The organism is Lapidilactobacillus wuchangensis (assembly GCF_003946645.1).
Lineage (GTDB): Bacteria > Bacillota > Bacilli > Lactobacillales > Lactobacillaceae > Lapidilactobacillus > Lapidilactobacillus wuchangensis.
Map to the genome: position 1 here is coordinate 41,995 of NZ_RHOU01000006.1, position 19,710 is coordinate 61,704.

Below are 19,710 nucleotides of genomic sequence, written 5' to 3' on the forward strand. Positions count from 1 at the left end.
AATGATTGTTATTGATACTTAATCTTGTTTTGCTAAAAATTCTTGAGCTGCTTGTAAAGCTTGTGGTAATTTATCAGCTTCTTTACCACCAGCCTGGGCCATATCAGGACGGCCACCACCGCCACCACCAATAACTGGAGCGATTTGCTTGATGATCACGCCGGCTTTAATGCCCTTAGCAACTGCCGCTTTTGCAACCGCGACTAACAAGTTCACTTTAGCACCTTGGGCCGTGCCTAAAACTAACACGTCATCTTGACTTTGATTACGCCAATTATCAGCTAATTGCCGCAATTCATTCATAGACACGTTCGGAATCAGAGCCGTGGCTAATTGATAATGGCCAGCTGTCACGACTTGTAACTTGTCTTGAGCTTCTTCTTGAGCCATTTTAGCTTTAATATTCTGTAAGTCACGTTGTGCATCTTTCAGATCTTGTTGTAACCGACTGATCTTGTTAGGCAATTCTTTTAATTGCTTCACTTTCAAATCAGCAGCCACATCTTGCAACATTTGATCATGGTCGTTCAAATATTGATAAGCTTCTTTAGACGTGACAGCTTCAATCCGCCGTACACCAGCACCAATTGCTGACTCAGAAGTAATCTTCAACAAGCCTAATTCAGCCGTGTTCTTAACATGAGTGCCACCGCAAAGCTCCATTGAATAATCGCCAGCCTTAACAACCCGAACGCGATCACCATATTTTTCACTGAATAACGCAATTGCACCTAGCTTCTTAGCTGATTCCAAATCAGTTTCTACAGTTGTGACCGGTAATTCTGCCCAGATCTTCTCGTTAACTATTTGTTCAACTTCAGCTAATTGGGCCGCGGTAACTTGACCAAGGTTCGTGAAATCAAACCGTAAATAGTCAGGTTCAACTAATGACCCAGCTTGATGTGTATGTTCGCCTAAAACATCGCGCAAAGCTTGATCTAATAAATGAGTGGCCGTATGATTACGCCGAACTTTACGCCGCCGTAATTCAGCAACAGCTAACTGATATGATTGACCCACAGTTAAATCAGCCACTACTTCAACCGTATGCAGGTTTTGACCATTTGGTGCATGTTGAACATCAGTTACTTTGGCTAAAAGATTGCCATCAGCATCTTCGATTGTTCCCCAGTCAGCAACTTGGCCACCCATTTCGGCATAAAATGGTGTCCGATCGAAAATTAATTCAGCGGTGCCACTAGTCAAAGTCTTCACTTCTTGACCATCTTGCAAAGCCACGACTAATTTTGCATCAGGAATAGTGAGATTGTCATAGCCCACAAATTCACTAGGTTCTTTCAAGGCCATTAAGGTTTCATTTTGAGAACCCATTGACTGTAAATCACCACGAGCAGCCCGGGCCCGATTCTTTTGTTCAGCCATTGCTTCATCAAATTCAGCCTGATTAACGGTTAATCCTTCTTCATCAGCGTACTCAACGGTTAATTCAATTGGGAAGCCAAAAGTATCGAACAATTTGAAGGCATCGCGACCATCGATCACAGTTTTGTTAGCAGCCTTTTGGGTAGCAATTAATTGATTTAATAATGCTAAGCCATCAGTCAAAGTAGCACTGAACCGCACTTCTTCGGACTTAATGACTTTGGCAATGAAGCCTTCTTGTTCTTCAACTTCAGGATAATAGCTGTTCATGATTTTGCCGACAACTGTTACGAGTTCATACAAGAATGGCTTGTCGATTCCTAAACGACGACCATTCAGCACTGCCCGGCGAATCAAACGCCGCAAGACATAACCACGGCCTTCATTGGAAGGTAAAGCGCCGTCACCAATGGCGAAACTAACGGCCCGGGCATGATCAGCAATAATTTTAAAAGCTACATCGGTTTTTTCAGAATCGCCATATTTCACTTGGCCACTGATTTCTTCCGTGCGATGAATAATCGGCATGAATAAATCAGTTTCAAAGTTAGTTGGGGCATTCTGCAAGACTGAAACAACACGTTCGAGACCCATCCCCGTATCAATATTCTTATGAGGTTGTTCAACGTAACGGCCATCAGCTAAATGGTTAAATTCAGAGAAAACAATGTTCCAAAGTTCCAAATAACGTTCATTTTCGCCGCCAGGATAATTTTCGGGATCATCTTCAGCAACATTATTGAACTTTTGACCACGATCGTAGAAAATTTCTGAGTCTGGGCCACTAGGACCTTCACCAATATCCCAGAAGTTATCTTCAACTTTAATAATGTGGTCTTCAGGCAAGCCAACCACTTCATGCCAAATACGATGAGCTTCAGTATCTTTAGGATAAACAGTGACATACAATTTTTCTGGATCCAAATCTAGCCATTTAGGTGATGTTAAGAATTCCCAAGCCCAAGGAATGGCGTCTTCTTTAAAGTAATCACCAACTGAGAAATTCCCCAACATTTCGAAGAACGTTTGATGACGTGCCGTTTTACCAACATTCTCAATATCATTGGTCCGAATACTCTTTTGGGCATTGGTAATTCGAGGATTCTTGGGAATCACGGTACCATCAAAATACTTCTTCAAAGTGGCTACCCCTGAGTTGATCCACAATAAAGTTGGATCATCATGAGGAACTAACGATGCACTAGGTTCAACATCGTGACCTTTTGACTTAAAAAAGTCTAAAAACATTTGCCGAAATTCGGCACTGGATAATTCTTTCATCAGTAAAACTCCTTCTTGATTCTTAAAATAATATAAAAACACCGTTGCCATCAAGGACGCTTATGCGCGGTACCACCTTGTTTGCAACGATGTTCATCGTTAACCTCTTCATTAAAAGAACGTATTCAATTACCACTTAGGGAGCACCAATCGTGTTAACTGGAGATTTCGCACCACCAATCTCTCGCTGAGCAGTCGCCACACGTTGGCATATCTTAAGCCTCCCTAATTATAGTGAACTAGCCGAACCCTGTCAAATGGAAGCTTTTTTGTTACTGCAGGTATTGTCTAGCAAGGCGTAAAACCATTAAAGGCCAGTGAAGGTGTTCAAGCAGAACTGGTTCTGACTCCATTCCGGGCTTGCTGGTTGTGGAACGCTACCGGCATCGGTTGAAGCCAATTAAAGGTTAAAAGTCAAAACCGCTAAAACTTGATAATGGCGTTAAAACAGAACTGGTTCTGACTGCATTCCGGGCTGCTTGGCGTGGAACGCGGCGGCCATCGATTTGAGCTTTTCTGCGAAAATCTCAAATTCGAGGCTTATCGTAAATGCTAAAGCACCAACGATAATTTCGCGGCTGACGCCAAGATCCCTCCATTCCGTCTAGAGCTGAGGTAGTACGCTTCACATTTGTCAGCGTTTAGGGCAATTATAGTGGGATTGTGTAACTCAATTCAGTCAGTAATAATAGCCGAACGGCACCAAAAAACGATGTGACAACTCACTTCTCAGTAGAGATCGTCACACCGTTTTGTATTATCACAATCTGGTTCGACCAAATAGTGATGATCAGTTTTGTTAGTTTCATCAGGTGGTGGCTAAGCGATTGACAGCTTACTTCACTAGTATTGTCTTGATATCAACCAAATTTTAAATGATCTCAATAAAATCAAAACGTAGTGGAGGCCGCCGGGTTGTCAGCCGCCAAATTATCCTTGGCGCTTTAGCGCTTAGGATAAGGGTTGTATTTGAGATTGTTGCGTTAGCAATAAGCTCAAATCAATCCCGGCCGCGTTCCACAACTCGCCGGCCGCAACGGAGTTGTCCGCTATTCCGCCCGATACTAGTTCAGCTTTAAATCGCCCAGCAACCGCCACTCTAACTGCGGAAGTCTTAACATTTCTCACTATCAATCCAACTGCACGTTCAACACAGTCCGGTAATAAAAATCGGCGGTTAAAACAACCGGCAAATCTGCTGCGATCGGCGCTAAACCAACTTTATCTGGTCCGCGATGGAACGGATTAGGTTGGATTAAAGCTGGATCTGTTAGTAACTCAGCTTGCATAGTCGAATTAAAACGCAAGCCCAAACCTAACAAACTATCGCCAGACAAATCATCAATTTGCCAGGACACACTATCCTGATTAGCAAACGCGGCTGCTTGCCATTGATTGGCCGTTGGCAAATTGCCACCCTGGCGCCGCAATTGCTGTTGCAAATCAGCTTGAGACCAGAATTGGCGCTGATAAACGGCGATGACTTGATCCTGGTCCACAAACGTCAAATGTTCGCTGGCCCATTCTGTGGGCTGAGCAAAGGGATTTAAAGTATTATTTGGTCGCTGTAAAAAGTCAGCGATTTCCCCTTGATAATGCTTCAAAGCCAACTGATTAGTTAATGGCTGACCAGAAACTGGATCAATCGTGCCTAAAAAATAATGATTTGCGGGAATGGCGTCAGCACTGATTAAAAAAGGTGCCACGGCCTGCTGTTGATCATTAGCTAATTGTCCTGGTTCAAAATAAAAATGACGACCATTTAAAGCAACCTGCCAAGTTTGCTGGTCAAGCTTATTTTGCAGTGGTTGAATCTCACCAACTTGCCACAGGGGATGAACGAAATACCGTAACATTTGTTCAAATAGACCCCGTTGTTGGGCACTAGTCAGCTGTTGCCACTGTGACCAATATAAAGCCTCTTCTGTAATCATCCGCGCTGCCGTTTCTGCTTCTTATGCAAGTTACGTTCCTCGCGTTCAGCAATTTTTTTCTTACGACGACGATCATCATTGATTGCTTGTTTGATTTTCTTCTTATAACCCGGCTTAACTTTACGATGCTGCTTCTTCACATAACCAATCATATTAGGGTCAAGCCGTTCATGAGTTGCCGTCCGCTGTTCACGCCGACGCCGATCGTAACTCGTAACTATCTGACCGTCATGCAGCGTTTTCGGAATAAAATTAATCCCTAATTTTTCAAGTTGATGAACTCGGCCTTCTTCTTCGGGACTGTACAACGTAATCGCCGTCCCATCTAAGCCGTTACGACCAGTTCGTCCAACTCGGTGAATGAAGAATTCCAGGTCACGGGGAATATTGAAGTTGATAATTAAAGAAACACCAGGAATATCAATGCCACGAGCCGCTAAATCAGTAGCCACCACGTATTGAAAATCAAGATTTTCAATTTGCTTCATCACGCGTTTACGTTCTCGAGGTTGTAAACCACCATGAATTTTCGCAACCTTCAACCCTGATTGTTGTAATTTCGTGGTGATCTCGTCAACTTCTTCTTTGGTGTTGGCGAAAATCAAAGCCAAATAAGGTTGACCCACGTTAAGAATCTTTTCAACTAATTTAACTTTATCGCGGCCTTGACTAGCAAACAGCCAGTTTTCAACGTTAGGATTGATGACTGTTTTCGGCGTCAAATCAACTTCGGCGGGATTCGTTAAATATTTCTTCAAGAATGGTTGTAACTTGTCAGGGATCGTCGCCGAGAAAACCGCCATCTGTAATCCAGTTGGCATTTTACTAGCGACTGCATCGACATCCTTCAAGAAGCCCATGTCTAAAGTCATGTCGGCTTCATCTATAACTAAGAAACGCACTTGGTCAACTCGTAAAGCCGAGCTTGAAACCAAATCCAAGATTCGACCCGGCGTACCAATCACAATATCTGGCTGTTGACGACGTAACTTTTCAATTTGGCGTTCCTTATCGCTACCCCCCACATAAAGATGAGTTCGCCAGTCTAAACCACTGGCCTCAATCAATTTACGAGCAGCTAAATAAGTTTGATTTGCCAATTCTCGACTTGGTGAAGTGATCACCAATTGTGGCAAATCATCGCCCTTTTGTAATTGGGAAATTAATGGTAGTAAGAACGCATGGGTTTTACCACTGCCGGTTTCTGATTGGACAATGGCATCGCGGCCAGCCAATAAAATTGGCATGACTGTTGCTTGGACTTTAGTTGGTACTTGGAACTTGATTTTAGCAAGGCCACTTTGTAGTTCTGGGCTTAAGTTAAAACCAGTAAAATTTTCACTCATATTTTTCTCCTAATTTAAGCTTGGCCGTTTTCAAAGGCTTGGCCGGCAGCAATCATCTCAGCGACAATTTGCTTTACTTCTTCTAAATCAGCGGCACTAGCACCACTAGCCAAAGGATGACCGCCGCCATGATGTGCTTTGGCAATCCCATTGATGACTGGCCCCTTAGACCGGAAATGGACCCGATAAGTGCCATCAGGTTTTTCAACATATAGCGACCAGAGCAAGACTTCCCGCAAGCGACCAGGTGTTGAAACCACAGAATTGACTTGATCATCGCGAACATTTAATTTCTTCAGTAACTCTTGGGAAATAACCAAATGAGCGGCACCATGACCATCAAAAGCCAATTGATCAAAAACAACCGCTTGTAAACGGGCCTGATTTAATGAAATTTCATTTAACGTTTGACTCACGTTACTATGACTAAACTTGTAACTAACCAGCTGGGCTGCCACTTCGAAAGTGTGGGCACTAGTTGCTGGATATAAGAAACGGCCAGTATCACCAATAATGCCGGCATACAAAACCCGTGCTGCTTCAGCATCAAGACTTAATTTACCATCGCTGTGATTGATTAAATCCACAATAATTTCGGAACAGCTTGAAGCATTGGTGTTCACATAATAATAATCGCCATAGGCATCATCATTGGGATGGTGGTCAATTTTGATCAGGAAAGCACCTTGGTCAAAACGGGCATCACTAACTCGCGGTGTATCAGCAGTATCCGTCACAATCACCAGCGCACCTTGATAGAATTCATCTGGAACTTCTTCAGGTGGTGTCAACCAGTCAAGATCACCAACATCCCCACCAACAAAACGAACTTGTTTGTCAGGAAAACTGTGTTTGATTGCTTCGCCTAAGCCACCTTGAGAACCAAGTGCATCTGGATCTGGATTTTGATGACGGTGAATAATAATTTTATCATATGCTTCGATCTTCGCAATAATTTGTTTAAAAGTAGCTTCCATAATTAAATCTCCTCAATAACTTGACAGCCAACAACAGCTTTAGCAACTAATAAATGATCTGAATAAACATTAATATCAAAAGTTGTGCGGCGCCGATTTTCATTAACCACATCCAAATGAATCGTTAACTCATGGTCCAGCTGAACCAAACGCCAATAATACAAGTTCATTTGATCAACCATACTGACCTTTTGTTGATAACGACGTAACGAGCGGGTCGCTGTCAAGGTTAATAGTTCAGTTAAAACGCCAACAGCAAGCGTTCCTTGTTCATTAGCCATCTGCGGGGTCACCATCGCATGCCAATCAGGAAAATCGCGCTCTTTACTAGGCAGTTTTTGCTGATCCACAAACAGTGCTTCGCCAATTTGGGCGGTTAATGTCCAAGTCCCTGTTTTTGGTGCGGGCAAATCATGATTTTGAACATCGCCCCGATTGACCACGCCGATCAAATCATAATTATGATCAACCACCGGCAATAAATCAATCGCATTGGACATTAACAAATGAATGGCATTGGCCAATGAGGTATGGCGTGTCACCGTAATCGGACTTTTGACCATGGCCTTATCTAAACTAGTGCCCTCACTTAAATTCTGGACATCACGATAAGTAATGACGCCGACCAAGCGACCTTTATCAGTGACCACAGCAAATCGCGATTTATTCGTTTGTTGCCGTAATGTTAAGTAATCGGCAACGCGTTGTGATTGACGCAACACCTGAATTTGTTCTAAGGGCTCAAACACATCATTCACTAGTAGAATATCCTGTTTAATATTCTTATTTGATAACTCGCGGTTGATCAAGCTAGCCACTGTATAAGTGTCATAATTCGTGCTAATCAGCGGTAACTTTGCCTGATCGGCCAACGCTGTATTACTGGCCACCGCATCAAAACCACCAGTAATCAAAACGGCGGCGCCATGTTCCAAAGCAATTCGCTGAGCACCTGAGCGATTACCAACAATCACCAACGACATCGGTGAAATGTAAGGAATCATCGCTTCCTCAGTCATCGCACCAATCACGAATTTATTTAAGGTTTTCTTTAACCCTTGCGCACCACCTAAAACACGGCCATTGATCAAATCAAGAATATCGGCAAAGGATAGCTCTTCAATTTTCTTAGGCCGTTCTTTTTCAATTCGAACTGTACCAACTCGTTCAATCGTTGCTACCAAGCCATTAGCTTCAGCAGATTTAATTGCCCGATAAGCCGTACCCTCACTAACCTTTAAGTTATGGGCAATTGAGCGCACTGAAACCTTCTGGCCGATTGGCAGTGTTTCTAAATAATGAATAATTTCTTCATGTTTTGTCGCCATTTCATCACCTACACTATAACAGTTTACCTAATGTTTAGTATATCTGTTTTAATGGCTAAAGACAAAGCTAATTCTTACCGTCAAAAATATTTTTTCGGGCGTTAATCAAAGCCATATGCAAACAAAAGTTTAAAACCATTAAAACATAGCAAAGATGTTGAGACAGAACTGGTTATGACTCCATTGCGGGCTTGCTGGTTGTGGAACGCGGCCGGCATCGGTTTGAACCTGTGAAATAAGTGCAAAAACGGAATGGCGGCTGACTCTGTTCCGGGCTGCTTGGCGTGGAACGCGGCCGACGTTGATCTGAGCCAATTAGAAACCAAATTGTCTCAGATACAAGTCTTGTACTAAGTGGCACAGCCACTAAGAACAATTTGGCGGCTGACGCCAAGATCCCTCCACGCCGTCTGGAGTCGGTGTGGTGTACTTTATCTTTGCTAGTAATCAATGCAGTCAATGTAAGATTGCAGCAAATATCTGACTTATGTCACGGTCTCAAATTTAGCGGCTGACAACCACGCCCTCCATTCCGTCTGGAGTTGATTTCGTTCACTTCATCTTTGTTACTGCTTATGGCAATCAGAGTGGGATTAGTCAGGTAAAATTTAAAATATTGTCATATTTGAGCAGTAATCAAAATAGTCTGACCAACAACTTTTGGTTGATTTAAATAAATTGTTAATCAACCTTTGTGATTACTACAATCTGTTTTTCAAAATACAGTAGGAATTAGTGCTATTGGTTTTTGTTTACTAATACGTTTGCTGAAGGATTAGCACCTGAATTTGCAGCTACTGCCTTGATATCGACAGAATATAAAGTGGACTAGTTTAGCTTAAAACGCAGTGGAGGCCGCCGGGGTGTCAGTCGCCAAATTCTTCTTGCCGCTTTAGCGGTTAGAAGAAGACCTGTATTTGAGATTGTTGCGTCAGCAATAAGCTCAAATCAGTGTCGGCAACGTTCCACACCCCGGCGGCCGCAACGGAGTTGTCCACTATTCTGCCAAAAACTAATTCAAATTCACATTTCGCGCCGTCAACAAAAAACAGTATTCAAACCCCGAAGGATTCAAATACTGTTTCAAAATTATTCATAAATTATTGTAATCAGTTAGATTACATCATACCGCCCATACCAGGAGCGCCAGCAGGCATTCCGGCACCAGCGCCATCATTCTTTTCTGGTTCTGGCTTGTCAGCAACAACAGCTTCAGTTGTTAACATCAAAGCGGCAACACTAGCGGCATTCTGTAAAGCAGAACGCGTAACCTTAGTTGGATCAAGAATCCCAGCTTCGATCATGTTTTCCCACTTGTCAGTTGCGGCATTGTAACCAACTTCATTAGCTTGGCTCTTCATATGTTCAACAATAACTGAACCTTCAAGGCCGGCATTTTCAGCGATTTGACGAACTGGTTCTTCCAAAGCACGGAGAACAATGTTGATCCCAGTTTGAACATCGCCAGTTTCTTTCAACTTAGCAACAGCTGAAATCACGTTGATCAAAGCAGTACCACCACCAGCAACGTAGCCTTCTTCAACGGCAGCCCGAGTTGCATTCAAGGCATCTTCGATCCGATACTTACGTTCCTTTAATTCAGTTTCAGTTGCGGCACCAACATTGATGACTGCAACACCGCCAGCTAATTTAGCCAAACGTTCTTGTAATTTTTCTTTGTCAAAGTCAGAAGTTGTATCAGCGATTTGGCCCTTGATTAAGTCAACTCGTTCTTGAATAGCAGACTTGCTACCAGCACCTTCAACAATTGTTGTATTGTCTTTAGTAACGGTAACCTTGCCAGCCTTACCTAATTGTTCAAGTTTAGTATCTTTCAATTCCAAACCTAAATCACTAGTAATAACTGTACCACCAGTTAAAATAGCGATATCTTCCAATTGAGCCTTACGACGATCACCAAAGCCAGGAGCTTTAACAGCAACAACATTGAAAGTCCCACGGATCTTGTTCAAAACAAGTGTTGGTAATGCTTCACCTTCAACATCGTCAGCAATGATCAATAATGATTTACCTTGTTGAACAATTTCTTGTAACATTGGTAAAATATCTTGAATGTTGCTGATCTTCTTGTCAGTGATCAAGATGTATGGATTGTCTAAGTCAGCTTCCATCTTGTCATTGTCAGTAACCATGTATTGTGACAAGTAGCCGCGATCAAATTGCATCCCTTCAACGACGTTTAAGTCAGTTTCGATACCTTTTGATTCTTCGATCGTGATGACACCATCATGACCAACTTTTTCCATGGCTTCGGCAATCAAATCGCCGACTTCTTTACTTGCTGAAGAAACAGCGGCAACTTGAGCGATTTGGCTCTTGTTTTCAACTTTATGAGCAATCTTGTGTAATTCGTCAACGGCTGCTTTAGTCGCTTCTTCAATCCCAGAACGAATCCCAACTGGGTTAGCGCCGGCAGTAACGTTCTTCATACCTTCGCGAATAATGGCTTGGGCCAAAACAGTAGCTGTTGTAGTACCATCACCAGCGATGTCGTTAGTCTTTGAAGCAACTTCAGAAACTAATTTAGCACCCATGTTTTCGAAATGATCATCTAATTCGATGCTCTTAGCAATTGTCACACCATCATTAGTGATTTCAGGTGAACCATAAGATTGTTCCAAAACAACGTTGCGACCTTTAGGGCCTAAGGTTGTTTTAACAGTATCAGCTAATTTATCGACACCACGTAACATTGCTGAACGCGCGTCTTCAGAAAATTTAATTTCTTTTGTCATTAAAAATGCCACCTTATCTATTTAGAATTTTGCGAAATTTATATTTTTACTTTTAGTTGTTGAATTAGTCGACAATCGCCATGATATCTTTTTCATGAAGAACTAAATAACTGACGTCTTCATATTTAACTTCAGAGCCAGCATACTTATCAAAAAGAACTGTTTCGCCTTCCTTAACTGATAATGGTACTTGTTTGCCATCATCAGTTACACGGCCAGCGCCGACAGCAACAATTTTGCCAGTTTGTGGTTTTTCTTTAGCATTGCTTGCTAAGACGATCCCACCGACAGTTTGTTCTTCTGGTTCTTCAACAGTTACGATCACGCGATCTCCTAATGGTTTTAACACTGAGAATCCCTCCGTTAATGTTTTTCTTTTTTAGCACTCAATGTCATCAAGTGCTAACTACAAAATTCATAATAACATTTCTAGACATGAATGCAAGTATTTTTTCTTATCACGCCCAAAAAGTTAACTGCCAATAATCACAACCAGGCAATCCTCAAATACCACAATCAGTTTTACCAACACCAAGCAAAGAAATTTGTTCTTTTTCAATGAATAGTTATTTCACTAGCTCTTTTTTAATGGTTGATAAATTGTTATGATTGAAGAATACCTGAACGTTGATTTTGCCTTAAGAAAGGAAACATCATGCAATATAAAAAAGTTTGGAATAAAATTATTTGGATGTTACTTGGCTATGGCCTAGCCTTGCTCTTACCAGCATTACTTGTGCAAGTTTTCCGGCTCCACGGCGCAATCGCCATAAATCTTGAAGTTGCGTTAACTGCCATTCTGACGGGACTATTGATTTGGATCGACCGGCGCACCACTCGTGAAGCCGGCTTACCAAGTGATAAGAAAATTACCCTTGGCGACTGGCTGGTATATGGCTTCACTGGGCTGTTATTAATTTACGGTGCTGAAATTCTGGGGACCTTCTTAATTACTGCTTTATTCGGGATGCCACAAACCTCACAAAATACGACCCAGATTCTAAAAATCATTAAAAGTGCGCCCGCCTTCGCCATTTATGCCGTTATTTTGGCACCAATTATGGAAGAACTGGTCTTTCGTAAAACAATTTTCGGTGTTGGCCGGCACATTATTAATCCCATTGGTGCCGCATTAATTTCCAGTCTGTTATTTGGTTTAGCTCATAATGACAATCGTTTCTTAATTATTTATTCAGGTATCGGTTTAGTCCTCTGTTGGTTATATAATCGGACTGGGTCGATCAAGGTAACCATGTTAGCTCATGCACTCCTAAACGGGATTACGATTGCCTTACAATTACTGATTCTTAAATAACAGCCAGCGCTTAAATAGTCGCCGCGCCACCTTTTAAATTTCACTGTTTAGCTCAGATTCTAATTTGAAAACAACGATTTTTAACGACAAAAAAATAGCCATGATTTTCATCATGACTACCTCAGTTTAATTAGTTGAATAACGGATCATTTGCTAAAGGATTAACCAACGTGCCATCTTCGTTGAAGTTATCTAAGAAGTAGATCAACGTTTGTAATTCATTAGCCAAGTCAACGTTGTGGACCCGAACATCGTCAGGTACATTCAACCGCATTGGTGTAAAGTTTAAAATACCACGCACGCCATACTTCACTAATTCATCAGCGATTTCTTGGGCGTGATCAAATGGCACTGTTAAAACAACAATGTTGATTTGTTGATCAAGCAATTGTTCTTTTAATTCTGACATTGGGTAAATTGGCACACCACTATGAATCGTGCCGGTCAATTTAGGATCAACATCAAATGCTGCGCTAATGCGGATATTGTTTGTTTGGCGGAAATTATAATTAAGTAATGCCTGACCCAAATTACCAACACCAACTAAAGCAACGTTAGTCAAATGATCTTGATTCAGTAGCTTCTTGAAGAATTTCAATAAAGCATCAACATCATAGCCATAACCACGTTTGCCAAGAGCGCCAAAGTATGAAAAGTCACGACGGATTGTGGCACTATCAACTTTAACTGCTTCTGACAATTCTGCAGAAGAAACTTTTGTCTTTTCGCCGTCATGCAAGAACTGCAAATAACGGTAGTATAAAGGTAACCGCCGAGCAGTTGCCTTTGGAATTTTTATTTCAGCCATTGCTGAAACACCTCAGTCTTTCAAAGAATATTGTAGTACATTGTCAATCATCCAAAGTGATTATTCCACAATTTGTGTAAAGTTACAACACCAATTCTGACTTTTATCTTAAACAATTAGTGAAAATTATGCAATTAAAACGTTCAAAGGTTAATAAATACGCTATTTTCTTAACATAAACTAACGTTAAATAAATTTTTTAATTTTTTCTTAACATCGATTTTTTATCGTACAATCATCAACAAAGTGAGGATTTTTTAATCATGATAATTTTACAAACGCAACAAGTCGCTCGTTATTTCGGCGCCGAAACACTTTTTGAAAAAGCCAATTTAGAAATTCAGGATCAAGGCCGCGTCGGATTAGTCGGCGTCAATGGCTCTGGTAAATCAACACTACTGAAAATCATCGCTGGGATTGATGCGCCTGATGCCGGCCAAGTCATCTACAATAAGGGCTTGACCATTGGCTATTTGGCCCAGAACAGTGGTTTAGACTCACAGAAAACCATCCTTGAAGAAATGACCAGTGTTTTTAATTACTTGCGGGAAATGGCTGATCAGTTGCATCAAATGGAAGTTCAGCTTGGGAGCGAACCAACAAATCAAACCCTACTCAATGCTTATGACGATTTACTTGTGAAATTCAAATCTGAAAATGGTTACGGCTATGAAGCAGAAATTCGCAATGTTTTATCTGGCTTTCAGTTTCCAGCAGCCACCTATGATAAATCAATTGCCGATCTTTCTGGTGGTGAGCGATCACGCCTAGCCCTAGCAAAGATTCTTTTGCAAAAACCAGTTTTATTAATTCTCGATGAACCAACAAACCATTTAGATATTGAAACTTTAAATTGGTTAGAGAAATATTTACAAAGCTATGCCGGTGCTCTTTTGATTGTTTCACATGACCAATATTTTCTTGACCACGTCACGAAAGAAATTTATGCCTTAAGTCAGCATGAGCTGCGGCATTATCATGGTAACTACACGGACTATCTCCAGCAACGCGACCAGGATTTTCAACAAGCAACACAAGCCTATGAACAACAACAAGCTGAAATCAAACGATTGCAAACTTTCGTCGACAAAAATTTAACCCGGGCTTCGACGACGAAACGGGCACAAAGTCGGCGCAAACAATTGGAAAAAATGGACCGTTTAGTTAAACCGAAAGATGAAGAAAAGGCCCTGCACTTCCATTTTGATATTAACAAAGAAACCGGTAAGGAAGTGCTAGGTGTTCACGATTTAGCAATTGGTTACGATTCGCACACCATGGTTAGCCCGATTAACTTCGACGTGCGGAAAGGCCAACGTTTGGCGGTGATTGGTGCTAACGGGATTGGTAAATCAACCCTCGTCAAAACACTGATTGGTAAAATCCCAGCAATTCAGGGCACTTTTAAATTTGGCGCCAATGTTGAAATTGGCTACTACGATCAGGATTTAACTCAGTTAGACCGTAGTAAAACGGTTCTCAATACGATTTGGGATGAACATCCCCTTTTGCCAGAACAACAAATTCGTAATGTCCTAGGCAGTTTCCTATTTAGCGGCGATGATGTGCTTAAAGTGGTTCATCAATTATCTGGTGGTGAAAAAGCCCGGCTGCTATTAACCAAACTAGCGATGGAACAACGAAATGTGCTGATCATGGATGAACCAACTAACCATTTGGACATTCAAAGTAAAGAAGTACTGGAACAAGCTTTGCAAAATTTTGCCGGGACGTTGATTTTCGTTTCTCATGACCGTTATTTCATTAATCAATTGGCCGATCAAGTCTTGGACGTTCAAAGTGATGGCAGTCATCTTTACGCTGGTAATTATGATTTCTATTTAGAAAAACGTGCGCCAGAAACCAACGCCACTGAAACAACTAACCAACCTATTTCTGATAATCAAGCCCAATTCTTAGCGGACAAGGAGCAGCAAAAGCAACGCCGCCGCCTTGAACGAGCAGTCACTGCTGCTGAAGAGAAAATGCAAAAGTTGGCCCAACAAGATGCCGACTTACAGGCGGCCATGGCTCAACCTGACATTCAGGCTGACTTCACTAAACTAGCTGATTTACAACAACAACTAGAGCAAGTTCAGGCCGCTGCTGACCAAGCCGAAACTGACTGGTTACAAGCAGCCGATGATTTGGAGAATGCGGAATAATCGCTTCGCAAGTCACCTCATCACAAGTGTACAAAAAAGGCCTAGCCCAACGAAAATAAATTCGTTTGGACTAGACCTTTTTTAATGAACAGTTAAACTAATTAAGCCATCAACTTTTCAGCTTGTGCTAAAACAGCATCGCCATCCATCATGCCATATGAACGCATGTCGATAACTTCAACAGGGATATTCTTGTCAGCTAATTTCTTCTGGAATTGGCTTAACATGAAACGAACTTGAGGCCCGAGCAACATAACGTCGATCTTCTTTGCTGCTAATTCGTTGTCAGCATCGCTGGCAGCTGTTGCGAAGATATCAACATCGATACCCTTTGCTTCAGCAGCTTTTTGCATTTTTGTAACTAAAAGGCTAGTAGACATACCAGCACTACATACGAGCATAATTGTTTTTTCAGCCATAATATAAGCGCTCCTTTATTGTTAAATGAAAGTGATCTAATCGCTTTCAGTACAATCTAATATTAGTCTAAAAAATAGTAAGTGTCAATCATCCGAACTAGATCAGGTCTAGACCAGGTGCTGCGTTTAAACTTAACTCAGCAAAAGCATCATGATTGTCCAGTTTAATTTGTGCAGCGGCACCGATCATGGCCGCATTATCACCACATAAACGCAGTGGTGGCACAATTAAATCAACCTGGGGAAACTTAGCAGCTAATTCAGCCGTCATCTTTTCATGTAAGCCTTGATTAGCAGCCACACCACCAGCAATAATTAATTGCTTAACTGGGTATTCCACTAAGGCCCGCAGTGTTTTACCAACTAAGACATCACTCACACTAGCTTGGAAGCTAGTGGCCAAATCAGCGCGATTTAAAGTCTCACCGATTTGTTCGGCATGGTGGACCCGATTGATAAAGGCACTCTTTAGGCCACTGAAGCTAAAGTCATAATTGTCTTCATCTAACATTGCTCGAGGAAAATTAAAGGTATCTTGGCCTTGATGAGCCAACTGATCAACAGTTTTACCAGCGGGATAGTTGATGCCGAGAATGCGACCAATTTTATCGTAAGCCTCACCTGCTGCATCATCACGAGTCTCGCCTAGCAAATGATACTCATCAGGTTGCGGCACCAAAACTAATTCAGTATGACCACCAGAAACAACCAGCGCCATAAATGGATAAATAAGTGGCTTAACCAGCTGAGCTGCATAAATATGGCCAGCCAAATGATTCACCGGGATCAAGGGCAGCTGATGAGCATAAGCAATGGCCTTGGCCGCACTAATCCCGATTAATAACGAACCAACCAGCCCGGGACCATAAGTTACCGCAACTGCGGTCAAATCCTCATAACTGACATTTGCTTCTGTTAAAGCCAATTCCGTACAATGCAAAATCGCCTCAACATGATGTCGGCTGGCCACTTCAGGGACCACGCCGCCAAATCGTTGATGACTTTTAATTTGAGTCGCAATAATATTACTCAAAATTTTTCGACCGTTCTCAATAACGGCCACACTAGTCTCATCACAACTAGATTCAAACGCTAAAATAAGTTGTCGCTGATTATTCAAACAAGACACCACACTATTACTTTTTATTTAAGAGGTAAACACATTGAAACTGCGTCAGAATGATCATAGTCATAATAATTAACCCTGACCCTCTGATCAATAAAACCTAATTGATGATACAAATTTAGCGCTGGTAAATTATCAGTCCGCGCTTCCAATGTCACAATTTGACACTGATGTTCTTGGGCAACCGCAATCATTTTCGTCATCAAAAATCGACCTAAGCCCCGACCTTGCCAGTCTTTAGCAATTGCCAAATTCGTAATATGACTTTCATGATACTTAAACCAACAGCCGATATAACCAATTAATTGATCGTCATCAGTGAACAAGCCCCAATATAGGCGTTGGCTTTGGTGGCTAATTTCATTAAGGAAGACCCAGCGATTCCAAGGTAACATGCCGGCGTACAGTTCTCGTTCAACAACCAGAACTTGGTCTAAATCACCAGCTGCCAAGGGCCGTAAATAATAATGATTAGTCGCCAACGTAAAATCATAAGGATACGTCATCGTTGATACCTGCTTATAACGCCATGGCCACCATTGTTTAAACTTCTTCAACATAGTTCGTTTTAGGCGCATCAGGATGAGCCTTGAGCCAATTTGCTTCAGCCTCAGTTGGTCGCAAATAGTTAGGTACTAACGCATTTAAGTCAGTCACTAAATGACGTTCATTCACTAATAGGCCAAAGTTACCCGCCAATGGTTGCGTCGCTAAGCCTTGGGCAATTTGAACTTTTTTATTGGTTAACGCGGTCTGGAAATAGTCCTGTTGTTCAACTGTTAATTGGCCGGCTAGTACGATTTGTTCCTGTGGCAATTTCAAAATGGCCGTGACGATCTGTTCAGCACTTAAATAAGCATCAGGTTGTAAAGTAACAGCCTGATGGTCTTGCCACCGATAAAAACCAGTAAAGAAGCAATTACGCCGAGCATCAATTAACGGCACAATCACTTGATCCATCGTTGCCGTCGCCCATGGTGTCGTCAATGCCGCTAAACTGGACAACGCATAAAGTGGCTTTTTTAAAGTCCAAGCTAATGTTTTCGCAGTAGTAACCGCAATCCGTACACCAGTATAAGAACCTGGACCAATTGTCACCACGAAACGATCAATTGCTTGAATGGTCGTTTGCGCTAATTTTAGCGCCTGATCAATTGCTGGCATCAAGGTTGTACTATGATTCTTAGCACAGGCGGTTTGAATTTGAGCAACTGGCTGTTGATCAGCAAGCACTGCCACGCTCAAAGGAATATTAGAAGTATCTATTGCAAGGGTCAACAAAAGCACTGCGCCTCTTTCTGAAATGAATAACCTCATTTTAACATAAAACGTGGTTGTTGTAAGTGACGATAACTAGACCAGTGAAGTTGAGATAAATAAAGTTTTAATTTTAAGTTCAAAAAATTGACGGTGTTAAAACGGAACTGGTTCTGACTGCATTCCGGGCTGCTTGGCGTGGAACGCGGCGGCCGTCGATTTGAGCTTTTCTGCGAAAATCTCAAATTCGAGGCTTATCGTAAGTGCTAAAGCACCAACGATAATTTCGCGGCTGACGCCAAGATCCCTCCATTCCGTCTGGAATTGATGTAGTGCACCTCAGCTATGTTAGTGCTTAAGACATTACAGCGGGACTGAGCAACTCGTTTCAAATTGTTGTTACAACTAAACAGGATTAAAAAAAGTCTGTTCAACATTTCCCTGGTTTTATCCAGAAAACTTGTCAAGCAGGCTCAGTAGTTTACTTCAATTTGATCCTCAAAACAGTGGTGCTCAATTCTGTTAGTTTACTCTGGTGGTTGCTGGGCGATTGGCCATCCAACTTCACTAGTACAGCCTTGATATCAATCAAATGTGAAGTGAACTAATTTAGCTCAAAACGCAGTGGAGGCCGCCGGAGTGTCAGCCGCCAAATTATCCTTGGCGCTTTAGCGCTTAGGATAAGGTTGGTATTTGAGATTGTTGCGTTAGCAATAAGCTCAAATCAATCCCGGCCGCGTTTCACACTCCGCCGGCCGCAACGGAGTTGTCCGCTATTCTGCTCAAAACTAGTCCGTCTCCAAATCGACGACCACAGCGTTCCACGCCCTCTAAATCGCCCAGCAACCACCTTTTCTAATTGGGGAAGTCTTGGCCCAATTTCAAACTCAAATCAATCCGGCGGCGTTTCATAACCTAACTTAAGAATTCAAGCGCTGATCCAAATGCAATTTGGCGACTGCTTTTAGTAGAAAATAGATGCCTAAATAATAAATCGGAATCATTAACAATTCTTTAGGCAACCGCGTCAGGAATAACGGCCAGAAATTAGCGCCGTACATAAAATGCAGTAACAACGTGTTCAGCAATAAATTGCTGCCTAAATTGATTATCACGGCAACTGCTAGCACCCGCCACCAAGAAATTTGTGGCATGCGCCGTTGGTCTAACAGCCAGCCAAAAATAAAGCCACTGAAAATCGCCACAAAGGTAAAGCCAATGTTAAAGCTACCCAACGGAAACAGAATTGCGCCAATAAAATCACTGACACCGCCGGCAATCGCTGCATAAAACGGCCCATACCAGTAACCAATCAAGGCACTAACTAGAAACGTTGCCGAAAACTTGAGAAAATTTGTTCCAAACGAAAAGCGGCCCACTACTAATTGCATTGCAATGAGGACCGCCAAAAAGACCAACTTCTGCGTAGCCAAGCCACGCCGCGTTGTTTTTTCCATAATTGAACACTCCTTCTTGGGAGCGCCACTAAAAAAAGCGGCGAATGCGGTGAATAAATCGCGAATGATCCTTCGTCCGATGTTCACATTCCGTTCCATCAGCACTTAACGCTTACTCACCTACTCCGAATAAGTTCAATCATAGAATATTTTATTTT

16 protein-coding genes and 1 riboswitch are annotated in these 19,710 nt (G+C 42.0%); of the genes, 2 read left to right on the forward strand and 14 right to left on the reverse strand.

The window, feature by feature from the left end:
- Positions 1–18: 18 nt before the first annotated feature.
- From alaS to groES, 8 genes are all read right to left on the reverse strand, one after another.
- On the reverse strand, positions 19–2,664 hold the full coding sequence (alaS, locus tag EKM82_RS06450) for an alanine--tRNA ligase (protein WP_125767483.1): 2,646 nt from the start codon (positions 2,662–2,664) through the stop codon (positions 19–21).
- A gap of 1,130 nt (positions 2,665–3,794) precedes the next feature.
- Positions 3,795–4,598: a hypothetical protein gene (locus EKM82_RS06455; protein ID WP_125767484.1), complete on the reverse strand. Its 804-nt coding sequence runs from the start codon at positions 4,596–4,598 to the stop codon at positions 3,795–3,797.
- Positions 4,595–5,944: a DEAD/DEAH box helicase gene (locus tag EKM82_RS06460; RefSeq protein WP_125767485.1), complete on the reverse strand. Its 1,350-nt coding sequence runs from the start codon at positions 5,942–5,944 to the stop codon at positions 4,595–4,597. Before EKM82_RS06460 ends, EKM82_RS06455 begins: the two co-directional genes overlap by 4 nt.
- Before the next feature lie 14 nt (positions 5,945–5,958).
- Positions 5,959–6,921, reverse strand: coding sequence for a DHH family phosphoesterase (locus tag EKM82_RS06465; protein WP_125767486.1), 963 nt, complete (start codon positions 6,919–6,921; stop codon positions 5,959–5,961).
- A gap of 2 nt (positions 6,922–6,923) precedes the next feature.
- Positions 6,924–8,249: a DRTGG domain-containing protein gene (locus tag EKM82_RS06470; RefSeq protein WP_125767487.1), complete on the reverse strand. Its 1,326-nt coding sequence runs from the start codon at positions 8,247–8,249 to the stop codon at positions 6,924–6,926.
- A 172-nt stretch (positions 8,250–8,421) separates the two neighbouring features.
- Complete coding sequence (locus EKM82_RS11425) at positions 8,422–8,643, reverse strand: hypothetical protein (RefSeq protein ID WP_164508150.1); 222 nt, start codon at positions 8,641–8,643, stop codon at positions 8,422–8,424.
- A gap of 724 nt (positions 8,644–9,367) precedes the next feature.
- Positions 9,368–11,005 carry a chaperonin GroEL gene (groL, locus tag EKM82_RS06475; RefSeq protein WP_125767488.1) on the reverse strand — a complete coding sequence of 546 codons (1,638 nt, stop codon included), beginning with the start codon at positions 11,003–11,005 and terminating at the stop codon, positions 9,368–9,370.
- A gap of 64 nt (positions 11,006–11,069) precedes the next feature.
- Positions 11,070–11,354 (reverse strand): co-chaperone GroES, encoded by a 285-nt coding sequence (gene groES, locus EKM82_RS06480; RefSeq protein WP_125767489.1) that lies wholly within the window; start codon positions 11,352–11,354, stop codon positions 11,070–11,072.
- Positions 11,355–11,660: 306 nt separating this feature from the next.
- On the opposite strand from groES, the gene EKM82_RS06485 reads away from it, so the two are divergent.
- Complete coding sequence (locus EKM82_RS06485) at positions 11,661–12,320, forward strand: CPBP family intramembrane glutamic endopeptidase (protein WP_225419676.1); 660 nt, start codon at positions 11,661–11,663, stop codon at positions 12,318–12,320.
- Positions 12,321–12,450: 130 nt separating this feature from the next.
- Here EKM82_RS06485 and EKM82_RS06490 read toward each other — a convergent pair whose 3' ends face one another.
- Positions 12,451–13,128, reverse strand: coding sequence for a redox-sensing transcriptional repressor Rex (locus EKM82_RS06490; protein ID WP_125651008.1), 678 nt, complete (start codon positions 13,126–13,128; stop codon positions 12,451–12,453).
- 263 nt (positions 13,129–13,391) lie between these two features.
- Here EKM82_RS06490 and EKM82_RS06495 point away from each other — a divergent pair, with 263 nt between their 5' ends.
- Positions 13,392–15,293 (forward strand): ABC-F family ATP-binding cassette domain-containing protein, encoded by a 1,902-nt coding sequence (locus tag EKM82_RS06495; protein ID WP_125767490.1) that lies wholly within the window; start codon positions 13,392–13,394, stop codon positions 15,291–15,293.
- 101 nt (positions 15,294–15,394) lie between these two features.
- Here EKM82_RS06495 and EKM82_RS06500 read toward each other — a convergent pair whose 3' ends face one another.
- The 5 genes from EKM82_RS06500 to EKM82_RS06520 all read right to left on the reverse strand — a co-directional run bounded on the left by EKM82_RS06500 (position 15,395) and on the right by EKM82_RS06520 (position 19,552).
- Positions 15,395–15,712 (reverse strand): PTS sugar transporter subunit IIB, encoded by a 318-nt coding sequence (locus EKM82_RS06500; protein ID WP_125767491.1) that lies wholly within the window; start codon positions 15,710–15,712, stop codon positions 15,395–15,397.
- Positions 15,713–15,809: 97 nt separating this feature from the next.
- The gene (tsaD, locus tag EKM82_RS06505) at positions 15,810–16,832 is read right to left on the reverse strand and encodes a tRNA (adenosine(37)-N6)-threonylcarbamoyltransferase complex transferase subunit TsaD (protein WP_125767492.1); all 1,023 of its coding nucleotides are present in this window, start codon (positions 16,830–16,832) and stop codon (positions 15,810–15,812) included.
- Between the two features lie 23 nt (positions 16,833–16,855).
- On the reverse strand, positions 16,856–17,344 hold the full coding sequence (gene rimI, locus EKM82_RS06510) for a ribosomal protein S18-alanine N-acetyltransferase (RefSeq protein WP_164508151.1): 489 nt from the start codon (positions 17,342–17,344) through the stop codon (positions 16,856–16,858).
- Between the two features lie 37 nt (positions 17,345–17,381).
- On the reverse strand, positions 17,382–18,116 hold the full coding sequence (gene tsaB / locus EKM82_RS06515; RefSeq protein ID WP_164508152.1) for a tRNA (adenosine(37)-N6)-threonylcarbamoyltransferase complex dimerization subunit type 1 TsaB: 735 nt from the start codon (positions 18,114–18,116) through the stop codon (positions 17,382–17,384).
- Between the two features lie 899 nt (positions 18,117–19,015).
- Positions 19,016–19,552, reverse strand: coding sequence for a folate family ECF transporter S component (locus EKM82_RS06520; RefSeq protein WP_164508153.1), 537 nt, complete (start codon positions 19,550–19,552; stop codon positions 19,016–19,018).
- A gap of 36 nt (positions 19,553–19,588) precedes the next feature.
- Positions 19,589–19,682: riboswitch (THF riboswitch) on the reverse strand.
- Positions 19,683–19,710: the final 28 nt, after the last annotated feature.

Excerpts from the sequence above, each read along its gene's own strand:
- alaS (WP_125767483.1), bottom strand. The coding sequence starts at position 2,664 with ATGAAAGAATTATCCAGTGCCGAATTTCGGCAAATGTTTTTAGACTTT.
- EKM82_RS06455 (WP_125767484.1), bottom strand. The coding sequence starts at position 4,598 with ATGATTACAGAAGAGGCTTTATATTGGTCACAGTGGCAACAGCTGACT.
- EKM82_RS06460 (WP_125767485.1), bottom strand. The coding sequence starts at position 5,944 with ATGAGTGAAAATTTTACTGGTTTTAACTTAAGCCCAGAACTACAAAGT.
- EKM82_RS06465 (WP_125767486.1), bottom strand. The coding sequence starts at position 6,921 with ATGGAAGCTACTTTTAAACAAATTATTGCGAAGATCGAAGCATATGAT.
- EKM82_RS06470 (WP_125767487.1), bottom strand. The coding sequence starts at position 8,249 with ATGGCGACAAAACATGAAGAAATTATTCATTATTTAGAAACACTGCCA.
- groL (WP_125767488.1), bottom strand. The coding sequence starts at position 11,005 with ATGACAAAAGAAATTAAATTTTCTGAAGACGCGCGTTCAGCAATGTTA.
- EKM82_RS06485 (WP_225419676.1), top strand. The coding sequence starts at position 11,661 with ATGCAATATAAAAAAGTTTGGAATAAAATTATTTGGATGTTACTTGGC.
- EKM82_RS06490 (WP_125651008.1), bottom strand. The coding sequence starts at position 13,128 with ATGGCTGAAATAAAAATTCCAAAGGCAACTGCTCGGCGGTTACCTTTA.
- EKM82_RS06495 (WP_125767490.1), top strand. The coding sequence starts at position 13,392 with ATGATAATTTTACAAACGCAACAAGTCGCTCGTTATTTCGGCGCCGAA.
- EKM82_RS06500 (WP_125767491.1), bottom strand. The coding sequence starts at position 15,712 with ATGGCTGAAAAAACAATTATGCTCGTATGTAGTGCTGGTATGTCTACT.
- rimI (WP_164508151.1), bottom strand. The coding sequence starts at position 17,344 with ATGACGTATCCTTATGATTTTACGTTGGCGACTAATCATTATTATTTA.
- EKM82_RS06520 (WP_164508153.1), bottom strand. The coding sequence starts at position 19,552 with ATGGAAAAAACAACGCGGCGTGGCTTGGCTACGCAGAAGTTGGTCTTT.